6 protein-coding genes and 2 pseudogenes are annotated in these 6,659 nt (G+C 58.9%); 2 read left to right on the top strand and 6 right to left on the bottom strand.

Going from position 1 to position 6,659, the window contains the following annotated elements; genetic code table 11:
- Positions 1–359: pseudogene (locus OQK_RS18080) on the top strand (ribonucleoside-diphosphate reductase subunit alpha); the annotation flags it as partial.
- A gap of 894 nt (positions 360–1,253) precedes the next feature.
- Here the strand turns inward: OQK_RS18080 and flgE are convergent.
- The 6 genes from flgE to OQK_RS18050 form a co-directional block, all read right to left on the bottom strand.
- Positions 1,254–2,582, bottom strand: coding sequence for a flagellar hook protein FlgE (flgE, locus tag OQK_RS18075; protein WP_016773616.1), 1,329 nt, complete (start codon positions 2,580–2,582; stop codon positions 1,254–1,256).
- Positions 2,583–2,613: 31 nt separating this feature from the next.
- Positions 2,614–3,342, bottom strand: a complete 729-nt coding sequence (gene flgD / locus OQK_RS18070; RefSeq protein ID WP_016773615.1) for a flagellar hook assembly protein FlgD — start codon at positions 3,340–3,342, stop codon at positions 2,614–2,616.
- A 15-nt stretch (positions 3,343–3,357) separates the two neighbouring features.
- Entirely contained in the window at positions 3,358–3,801 is a 444-nt protein-coding gene (gene flgC / locus OQK_RS18065) for a flagellar basal body rod protein FlgC (RefSeq protein WP_016773614.1), read from the bottom strand.
- A 3-nt stretch (positions 3,802–3,804) separates the two neighbouring features.
- A complete protein-coding gene (flgB, locus tag OQK_RS18060; RefSeq protein WP_016773613.1) occupies positions 3,805–4,215 on the bottom strand; it encodes a flagellar basal body rod protein FlgB in 411 nt (136 codons plus the stop codon).
- 364 nt (positions 4,216–4,579) lie between these two features.
- A complete protein-coding gene (gene cheR / locus OQK_RS18055) occupies positions 4,580–5,407 on the bottom strand; it encodes a protein-glutamate O-methyltransferase CheR (protein WP_016773612.1) in 828 nt (275 codons plus the stop codon).
- Between the two features lie 46 nt (positions 5,408–5,453).
- Complete coding sequence (locus tag OQK_RS18050) at positions 5,454–6,386, bottom strand: chemotaxis protein CheV (RefSeq protein ID WP_016773611.1); 933 nt, start codon at positions 6,384–6,386, stop codon at positions 5,454–5,456.
- A gap of 82 nt (positions 6,387–6,468) precedes the next feature.
- Here OQK_RS18050 and OQK_RS31450 point away from each other — a divergent pair.
- Positions 6,469–6,659 (top strand): annotated as a pseudogene (locus OQK_RS31450) (flagellar basal body P-ring formation chaperone FlgA); the annotation flags it as partial.

Genomic DNA, 6,659 nt, shown 5'->3' with positions numbered 1-6,659 from the left:
AAGAGCTCTACGCGACCGCGTTCGAAGTGGACACCAAGTGGATCGTTGACGCCGCCAGCCGTCGTCAGAAGTGGATCGACCAGGCCCAGTCGCTGAACCTTTACATCGCCGGCGCATCGGGCAAGAAGCTCGACGTGACCTACCGCATGGCCTGGTACCGTGGTCTGAAAACCACCTACTACCTCCGTGCCCTGGCCGCGACCAGCACCGAGAAGTCGACCATCAACACCGGTAAGCTGAACGCTGTTTCCAGCGGCGGCAACCACGGCGACGATTCGGTCCTGGCCGCTCCGGCAGGTCCGGCGCCAGTGCCAAAGGCCTGCGCGATTGACGAGCCGGATTGCGAAGCTTGCCAATAAGCTGAGCTGATTCAGGCGTTGCGAGACGCCTGGAATCTCAAGGCAAACAAAACCCCCGACAGACTTCTGGTTTGTTGGGGGTTTTGTTTTTTGGCGGCCTTTGGGCCGACCGGGCTCTTGAGGTTTTGGGTGTATATCCGTTGCTGCGGGTGTTGCCGCTGGCGGTTTCGCTCTTACAGCGAGTCACCTTTTTCAGACGCCGGAGTGCCGACCCAGCAAAAAGGAATCAAAAGGCTTTGCCCCGGCGTACGGCGCTCGCTGAGGCAAAACATCAAGAGCCCCTCACCCTAGCCCTCTCCCGGAGGGAGAGGGAACTGACCGAGGTGTTTAATCGAAGTACGCCGACCTGAGATACCGAGTCGAATGCAGGTTTTAAACACCACACAAATCGGCCCCCTCTCCCTCGGGAGAGGGCTGGGCGGGCGGCGTTCCGATGAGGGGCGAATCCAACACAGATCCAAAGCAGACCCCACGATTTTCACCACTCAAAACGATGAGCGCAAGCTCGAGTACCGCTTTTGATCTTGATCCACCGGCGACGTCGGAAGGCTGAGTGGAGGGATTGATCCGGGCGTGGGAGCGCAGCGACCGTCTGGCGCAGCCAGACACAGCGGAAGGAGGTGCAGCGAAGCAAACCGTAGCCGCTGCGCCCGGATCGATCCCGCAGCGAAGGGACCCGAGCCTGCGAGGGCCGAACGCAGGAGCAAAGCGTTTTGGTTACTTTTGGGCGTCTGCAAAAGTGACCCGCTGTAAGAGCGGAACCGCCAGCCGCAACACCCGCAAAAACGGATATACCCCCAAAACCCCAAGAACCTGGTCGGCCCAAAGGCCGCCACGGCCAAAAAAAAGCCCCTCAAAACCGAGGGGCCCAAAAAACCAGCTCAGAAACCCGAATCAGGTCATCTGAATAATGGTCTGCATAATCGTGCTCTGCGTCGAAATGGTCTTGGCGTTCGCCTGATAGTTGCTCTGACCCTTGATCAGATCAACCAGCTCGTTGGTCAGGTTAACGTTCGACTCTTCCAGCGAGTTGGACACCACCGAACCCAGCGTACCGGTCTCAGGCGCATCGTAGCCCGGAATACCCGAAGCAAACGTCTCTTTCCAGCTGGTGCCACCGATCGCCTGCAGGCCCTGTTCGTTGGTGAAGCTCGCCAGTGCAACCTGTCCGATGGCCTTGCTCTGGTTGTTGCTGAAGTTGGCGAACAGGGTACCGGTACCGTCGATGGTCAGGTTGGTGATCTGGCCAGTCGCGTAACCATCCTGAGTAGGAATCGTGCGCGAGGTGTCGGCGTTGTACTGAGTGGTCTTGGCCATCGAGATGGTCACACCCGCCGGGTTTGCCGCCGCGCCGTTAGCCTTCCAGACACCATCGGTCACAGTGCCTGGCACCCAGCCCTTGAGTGTCAGATCGCTGCTGATGATGGCCGGGCCACCCAGCGGATCTGGCGTGCTGACCTGGGTCAGCTTGCCGGTCGCATCAAAGGACAGCGTCGAGGCCACAGGCGCGGTGGTCTTCGGATCGCTGCCGGTCGCATCCGGGTTACGACCGTCCACCAGTGTGTAGACCTTCCAGGTGTTGGCGCCGGTTTTCACCATGTATTGATCCATGGTGTGCTGGTTGCCCTGGCTGTCATAGATCGGGGTGCTGAACGACTTGGTGTAGGTCGCAGTGTTGGTAGGGTCGAATTTGCCTGCCGCGACCGTATCGTCGATCACCGCAGCGGTCGAGTTCAGGTTGATGGTCGAAGCCACCGCCGAAGTCGACTTCGGGGCCAGGTTCGAGGTATCGATCTTGAGATCGGTCAACACGCCGTTAATAATCTTGCCGTTGGCATCCACACCGTAGCCCTGCAAACGCGAGGTGTAGTCGGTGTTGGTGATGTAGCCGGCGTTATCGACCTTGAACGTACCGGCACGGGTGTAAGACACCGAGCCGTTGTTGTTCATGGTGAAGAAGCCAGAGCCGTTGATGCCCATGTCCAGCACGTTGCCAGTGTTGTTGATGTCACCCTGGGTGAACTGCTGGGAAACGTTGGCCAGGCGTACGCCGTTACCGATCACCTTGCTGCCGCTGCCCAGACGAGTCGCCGAATAGACGTCTTCGAATTCTGCGCGCGAGGATTTGAAACCGGCGGTGGCGACGTTGGCGATGTTGTTGCCGGTCACGTCCAGTTGCTTGTTGGCTGCATAGAGACCGCTAAGGCCGATATTGAAAGACATATTCCACTCCTTTATGCCGGGTTAGTCGGCTCTATATACCAATGGTTTGTACTTTGGACAGGGCGACGGTGCCCTTGCCAGCCAGGTTGAGCATCAGCTCGCCACCGGTCTGGCTGATCGTCACGCTGTTGACGGTCGCCGGCAGGTAGGTCGCCAGGTCGGTCGCGGTGCCGTTGATCGGTGCGTTGGCCTTGAACGTGTAAGTGCCGACCGGAACCACGGTGCCGGCGGTGTCCTTGCCGTCCCAAGTGAAGCTGGCATCGCCGGCAGCGCGGCTGCCCAGGTCGATGGTGCGCACGGTTTTGCCGTCCTTGTCGGTGATGGTCACGGTGCCGCCGGCAATCGACGACGGCACGGTGACCGAACCGGTCAGACCTTTGCTCGGGTCATCGAGCTGGGCGGTGTTGGTCTGCACGATCACGTTGCGACCGACCAGCGACGACGCTTGCAGCGCCTGCGACGAGTTGTAGTTGCCGGCAAGGCCACTGACGGTGGAGTTCAACGTGGTGATGCCTTCAAGGCTGCTGAACTGCGCCAGTTGCGCAACGAACGCGCTGTTGTCCTGCGGGTCGAGCGGATTCTGGTTTTTCAGCTGGGTGACCAGCAATTGCAGGAAAGCATCCTTGCCCAGCGCCTGGCCGCCGGTGGCACTGTTGGTCGCCGAAGCGATGCCGCCCGACGTAGTGCTGCTGGCCTTCTTCGACGAGTTGGCCAGGATGTCGTTCATGCTCAGGCTGCTGGTGGTATCCGTAACGCTCATGGCAGTCGCCCCTTATTACTGACCGAGGGTCAGTACCTTCTGCATCATGGTTTTGGCGGTGTTCATCATTTCCGCGTTGGTCTGGAACGAGCGGCTCGCAGAAATCATGTCAGCCATTTCTTCCACCACGTTGACGTTCGGGTAGTAGACATAGCCCTTGGCGTCGGCGGCCGGATGGTTCGGCTCGTAGCGCGCTTCAAGATTGCTCTGGTCTTCGACAACGCCGAGCACCTGCACGCCCTGCCCGGCCGCGTCCTGGTTCTGGAACAGCGAATTGCTGCCGCCAGCCTGGCCGCCCTGGAACATGGTGGCGAATACCGGATGGCGCGCGCGGTAGGTCTGGTCGATGCTCGAAGAGACGGTTTCGGCGTTGGCGATGTTCGACGCCACGGTGTTCAGACGCGTGGTCTGCGCGCTCATGCCGCTGCCGGCAATGTTGAAAACGCTGGACAGGGACATGGATTATTCTCCGCGCAGGGCTGACACCAGCCCTTTGAATTTGCTGTTGAGCAAGGTGAAGCTGGCCTGGAAGCCGACGGCGTTTTCCGCGTAGTTCGACTGTTCCAGTTGAGCGTCGACGGTGTTCTGGTCGATCGAAGGCTGCATCGGCGTGCGATACATCAGCGACTCGTCGCCATTGCCCAGCCCTTCAGCCTCGATGTGCCGACTGTTGGTCATGTTCAGGGCAAAGTGGCCGCCGGTCTTGGTCTTCTCGGTCTGTGCTTCGAGCACTTTGGAGAAATCCAGATCCCGCGCCTTATAGTTCGGGGTGTCGGCGTTGGCGATGTTGTTGGCCAGCACTTCGGCACGCTGGGCGCGGAAGCCCAATGCCTTTTCGTGAATGCCCAGCGCTTTGTCGAAGCTGATGCTCATGTCGGGAACCTTCGGGTGACCGGTTTTTCGTATCTGAGCTTTAGCAAGCGCCGTGCCAAATGAACAAAGCCCCGTATTCCGGGGCTTTGCGCCAAACAGGCTAAGCGGCAATGCCAGAAAAGCGGCAACCGGTTACCGCCGGATGCCGCTTTTCTGCCGCTTGCCGTCCCATCACAGCCAGACAATTGTGGGAGCGAGCTTGCTCGCGAAGGCGGCGTGTCAGCCAATGCAAATGCAGAATGTGACGGCCTCTTCGCGAGCAAGCTCGCTCCCACAGGGATTGTTGGTGTTAAGAGAATTTCTTCGGGCATAAAAAAACGGGAGGCCTTTGCGGCCTCCCGTTTTTTGTATCACTGCAAACCGCTTATTTCGCCTTGTAGATAATCCCCGGGCTGCACTGAACCATCTGGTAATGATCCGGCAAACCGTTCAGCGCTTCCGAAGCGCCAAGGAACAGGTACCCACCCGGCTTCAATGTGCTGTGAATGCGCAACAGGATGTCCTTCTTCACTTCGGCAGAGAAGTAGATCAGCACGTTGCGGCAGAACACGATGTCGAACTTGCCCAGCGCCGCGTAACTGTCGAGCAGGTTGAAAGAACGGAATTCCACCCGGCTCTTGATCGGCGCCTTGACCACCCAGCGCCCCGGCCCTTTCGGGTCGAAGTAGCGTTGCAGGCGTTCCGGCGACAGACCGCGACCGATCGCCAGGCTGTCGTACTCGCCGGTCTTGCAGTTGTTGAGCATCAGGCCCGACAGATCGGTGGCAACGATCTGCACACCCATCTTCAACTGACCCAGGTTGCTGCGCTCGAACTCGTCGATCGACATCGACAGCGAGTACGGTTCCTGTCCCGACGAGCAGGCCGCCGACCAGATCCGCAGACGCTGGTTGGGGCTGGCCTTGATCGCTTCCGGCAGTACCTTGTTCTTCAAGACTTCAAACGGATAGGTATCGCGAAACCACAGGGTTTCGTTGGTCGTCATGGCATCGACCACCTGCTCGCGCAAACCGCTGCGCGGCTGGGTCTGGATGCGCTGTACCAGCTCACCCAGGGACTTGATGCCTTGCTGCTCCATCAGTTTGTTGAGACGGCTCGAGACCAGATACTGCTTGTTTTCACCGAGCAGAATGCCACAGGCTTTTTCCAGGAAGACCCGGAACTGTTCGAAATCCAAATTACCCGTAGACAATGATGCCGCCTCTTAAATCGTGTTGACCGCCAGGGGCAGAAGGCCCCTAGCTGATATCTGCTGCTTTGATCCGGTCGACTACCCGGGATGCGAGGTCATCAGGACGGAATTTGGCCAGGAAGTCATCAGCACCGACTTTCTTGACCATCGCCTGATTGAATACCCCCGACAACGAAGTATGCAGGATGATATGGAGCTTTTGCATGCGTGCGTCGCCGCGGATTTCCGCCGTCAGGGTGTACCCGTCCATCTCCGGCATCTCGATGTCGGAAATCATCATCAGGAACTCTTCTTCCGGCTTCTTGCCCTCGTCGACCAGCTTGCGCAGGTAATCCAGCGCCTGCTTGCCGTCGTTCAGCGCCACCACTTCGACACCGATGGTCTGCAGACAACGGGTGACCTGCTTGCGCGCCACCGACGAGTCATCGACCGTCAGCACCCGCAGCGACAACGCCTTGGTCTGCGTCTCGACATCGACCACGCCCACCGAAATCGCTTCCGGCGTCGGCGCCACTTCGGCCAGCACCTTCTCGACGTCGATGATTTCGACCAACTGGTTGTCGACCCGCGTCACAGCGGTCAGGTAGTGATCGCGGCCGGTACCCTTGGGTGGCGGATGGATCTCTTCCCAGTTCATGTTGACGATGCGCTCCACCGAGCGGACCAGGAAACCCTGGGTCTTGGTGTTGTACTCCGTGATGATCACGAACGGACTGTTCTTGTCTTTCAACGCACCGGAGCCCGTTGCCATTGCCAGATCCAGGATCGGAATGGTCGCTCCCCGTATATTCGCTACCCCGCACACGACAGGACTGGATTTGGGCATCAACGTCAGGGACGGGCACTGCAACACTTCCCGTACCTTGAACACGTTGATCCCGTAGAGCTGCGGCCCGTCGAGACGGAACAACAGCAGCTCGAGGCGATTCTGCCCTACCAGTTGCGTGCGCTGGTTCACCGAATCCATTACACCAGCCATGCCCAGACTCCTACACCAACGCCAAGTGTTGTTGCGACGCACATTCATTGCTAAACGGCACGGCGCTTGCTTTTTAACTCGTATGAACGCTCAAACGACATTTTCCCGACGCCTGACATCCTCCCTTCGCAAAGGGCTTTGCGCGGTGTCCGCCGTTTGCTGCTTGCTTGCTGGCAGTCCTGCCCATGCAGATGCGGTTACCTTGCCTGATATGCTTATCGGCGTGACTCAGGGCTTTCTTGAATTCACCGTAGAAGACTATTTGGCTTCCAG

Source organism: Pseudomonas sp. R62 (assembly GCF_000257605.1).
Classification (GTDB): Bacteria; Pseudomonadota; Gammaproteobacteria; order Pseudomonadales; family Pseudomonadaceae; genus Aquipseudomonas; species Aquipseudomonas atacamensis.
This window is presented reverse-complemented; position numbering and strand designations above follow the sequence as displayed.